Consider the following 3,625-nt stretch of genomic DNA (forward strand, 5'->3'; position numbering starts at 1 on the left):
TCAAAATTTACCGGGCGGCTTGCGCCGCTCCGCTACGTAAACCAATCGGTTAGTGCAAAGTCGCGGGCATCGGGTGACCAGCAACTGACGATCTCGCAACCACCAGGCAACGCGATCATGCGTCGCGATATTGGACTTTGCCGCTGCCGCCCACGATTCGGCCAATCGTTTGGCATCCGATCCCGAGCTCGTCCATTTGCGACTGGATGCTCGCGGCGTAAAATTCGCTAACCACCGCGATCATGCCGATGCCCATGTTGAAAATACGCCGCATTTCAGCGGTTTCAATGCTTCCTGTTTTTTGCAGCCATTGGAAAATAGGATGCGGCTGCCAGCTGGTCGGATCAATCTCGGCATCGACGTTTTTAGGCAAAATTCGATCGAGGTTCTCCTGGATTCCACCGCCTGTGATATGGGCCAAACCGTGCAGAACCTGCTTGACGCGGTAATGCATTTGGATGCTGCGAATCGCCTGCGTATAGATACGGGTAGGGTTCAAACAGACTTCGCCAAGCGATTGACCGTCGAATTCGTCGGGGGTTGCATCCCAATCGAGTCCCGCGTCGCTGATCACTTTGCGAACCAAGCTGAATCCGTTGCTATGCAGTCCCGTCGATGCCAATCCGAGCACGACGTCACCCTCGGCGATCTGTTTTCCGTCAATCAATTTCTTGCGATCGACCACTCCGACGGCGAAACCGGCCAAATCGTAGTCTTCGGTGGCGTACATGTCGGGCATGATTGCCGTTTCACCCCCCAATAGCGATAAATCGCCTTCGACACATCCATCGCTAATGCCTTGCACGATTTGCTCTAAACGAGCCGGATCGTCGCGTCCCATCGCGACATAATCAAGGAAAAACAGGGGTTCACCCCCCGTGCAGAGGAGGTCGTTGACGCACATGGCAACTAAATCGATCCCCACCGTGCTGTGCCGGCCGGTTTGCTGTGCAATCTTCAACTTGGTGCCAACGCCATCGGTGCCGCTGACCAAAATCGGTTCTTTGTAGTTGCGGGCGAACAGTTTTCCCGCAAAATCGAGGCGAAATAGGCCTGCAAAGCCTCCGTCACTCGGGATCACTCGAGGGCTAAAGGTGCGATGCATCAAGCGAGGCAGTCGCCGCATCGATTCGGCATAGACATCAAGGTCAACGCCAGCGTCTTTGTAGGTTGCAGCCATCTGTTCTGGGGTCAAAATTCGGTTTGGCGGACTGGATTATCACAGCGCCGAAGCGAATTCGCTTCGGTCATTGCCACATCATGACGCCCTCAAGCCAAACTTGGTAGCGGTGACCAACAGCGTTGCCAGCAAATACTGTGATGCCAGCAAATTGAGTAGCCGTTTAGCGAGATTATCAAAAATCCTGTCTACCGCCGCCTGGCATCGATTTGCTAAACGACACTGCAATCGTCTTCACGCAATCGACGCATTGTCCAAGTCGAAAAGGACGATCGATGGTCAACCCACGCCAATTCTGCTGCCACTAAGCTTGATTCCTCTTATTCCCAGTCGACTGACGCGATACATCCTGTTCGAGATCTTGAAGATCTTCGTGGTGTCGCTGATCGCACTCACACTGATGATCTTGATGGTCGGTGTGGGACGGGAACTGCTGCGCCGTGGTCTCGGTGTCGTTGCGATTGTCCAACTGTTGCCGTACATCTTGCCGATTTCGCTGCAGTTCGCCTTTCCGGCGACCGCGCTGTTTTCGGTCTGCTGCGTGTATGGCCGGATGGCAGCCGATGGCGAGGTTTCCACCGTGAAAGCCTCCGGCATCTCGCCGCTGCGATTGTTGCAGCCGGCGTTGATCTTTGCCGCGTTGCTCAGTCCGGTTGCGGTCGGGGTTTCGGACCTCGCAGTTTCTTGGGGGCGTCCGGGAATCAACCGAGTCGTGCTGATGTCGGTCGAAGACATCGCCTATCGAGTTTTACGCGCCCAGCATTCGTACACATCGGACCACGGTTTTTCGATCCATGTGCGGGACGTTGAGGGGCAAACCTTGATCCACCCCACCGTCACGGTTCACAATCACAGCAGCGAAGGGCCGATGAAGTTGTCCGCTCGCGAAGGGCGACTTCAACTCGACAGCGAAACCTACAATCTGATTCTGCATGTGACCGATAGCCAAGTCGAATCGGGAAGCGGGATCCAAGGCATTGTGCCCGGCCAAACCGAATTCAAAATCCCGTTGGCAGCAGCGATGGTCGACAAGGGGCCTGAGGACAAATCGCCTAGCTGGTTGTCATTGGCCGTGATCCGTAGCGAACGGTTGCAACAAGACGCGCGGACCCACGCGGCCGCAGGCCAGTTGGCCGCTCACGTCGGATTTTCTATCCTGACCTCGCGTTCCGGAGACATCGCGGGAGGAATGGGCAGACATATGGAATCGCAAGTCGAACACAGTCGTAAACGTTTGACGCGATTACACGTCGAACCATGGCGTCGTTGGGCCGAAGGGTTCACGTGTTTCTTCTTCGTTTTTGTCGGTGCGCCGCTGGCCATGATCGCGCGCACGAGTGATTACTGGACCACGTTCGGGATTTGTTTCTTGCCGATCCTGTTGGTCTATTACCCGCTCTTTATCTTTGGGCTCGAACAAGCCAAAGATGCATCGATCCCACCGTATGGCGTTTGGATCGGCAACGTGGTTCTAGTCGCAATTGGCACCGCATTGATCGCCCGTGTGCGTCGCTACTGAGTTCGCGTTTGGCCATCCCTTCATCCATTCGCACGCTAAAATCGCTACATCCGCGATATCAAGAATAGCTTGATCGTGGGGTCGCGGTTCCGTGGCGAAAACCAAGCTTCGCCCACGAAGCGTCAGCTACGTTTGCGTGTGCAGTGCCGGAACGTTGTCCGGGGGGCAACTGGACGTCACGTCGAAAACAAGGCAAGGCAGATGGTTGGAAAAGAGTTCGCAGATCACTACGAGGTGTTGGAAGTCAGTCCAAACGCGACAATCGCGACGATTGAACGCGTTTTTCGTTTCCTGGCAAAGCAGCATCATCCCGATCTCGCTGGCGATCGCAACCACTTTGCGAAACTGGTCACGGCGTTCGAAACACTCCGCGATCCTCAGCAGCGAGCCGCTTATGATCGCGAGTATCAGCAGGCGAACCAGCAGCGGGCGGAGTTGGTTGATGCGGCCAACGCAGCGACGGATGATTGCGTCGAGCGGTACAAGTTGTTGTCACTGCTGTATGCCCAGCGGCGACGGGATTTCAAGAAACCCGGTATCGGGCTGGGGACACTCGAGACGATGGTGCCCTATTCTCAGCAAACAGTGGCGTTCCACCTGTGGTATTTTCGCGAAAAAGGTTGGATCGGACGCGAAGAGAGCGGCCAATTATCGATCACCGCAGCTGGCGTCGACCAAATCGAAGCGATGAACCAGCAAGCGGTTTCAAACCATTTGCGAATCGAACACAATGCCGAGCGAATCACGGTGATGAAATCCGCTTGATCGCTGGTCGCAAACAGGTAGCCAGGAATCATTAAGTGAAATCCTGTTGTGCAAATCGCATTGATGAGCCGTGGGCCGTAAGGCACCGGGTAATGCGTGGAACCCGGCCGCTGACGCGCGAGCGGCTCACTATATCAACAGCTCGCTAGCGTTAAAGCGGC

Annotated in this window: 3 protein-coding genes; 2 read left to right on the top strand and 1 reads right to left on the bottom strand. The window is 55.4% G+C overall.

What is annotated here, in order from left to right:
- Positions 1-115: 115 nt before the first annotated feature.
- Entirely contained in the window at positions 116-1,180 is a 1,065-nt protein-coding gene (purM, locus tag RMSM_RS12365) for a phosphoribosylformylglycinamidine cyclo-ligase (protein WP_008696203.1), read from the bottom strand.
- A gap of 250 nt (positions 1,181-1,430) precedes the next feature.
- Here purM and RMSM_RS12370 point away from each other — a divergent pair, with 250 nt between their 5' ends.
- The gene (locus RMSM_RS12370; RefSeq protein WP_236622112.1) at positions 1,431-2,699 is read left to right on the top strand and encodes an LptF/LptG family permease; all 1,269 of its coding nucleotides are present in this window, start codon (positions 1,431-1,433) and stop codon (positions 2,697-2,699) included.
- 201 nt (positions 2,700-2,900) lie between these two features.
- The gene (locus tag RMSM_RS12375) at positions 2,901-3,464 is read left to right on the top strand and encodes a J domain-containing protein (protein ID WP_008696205.1); all 564 of its coding nucleotides are present in this window, start codon (positions 2,901-2,903) and stop codon (positions 3,462-3,464) included.
- The last annotated feature ends 161 nt before the right edge of the window (positions 3,465-3,625 follow it).

This window comes from Rhodopirellula maiorica SM1 (assembly GCF_000346295.1).
Lineage (GTDB): Bacteria > Planctomycetota > Planctomycetia > Pirellulales > Pirellulaceae > Novipirellula > Novipirellula maiorica.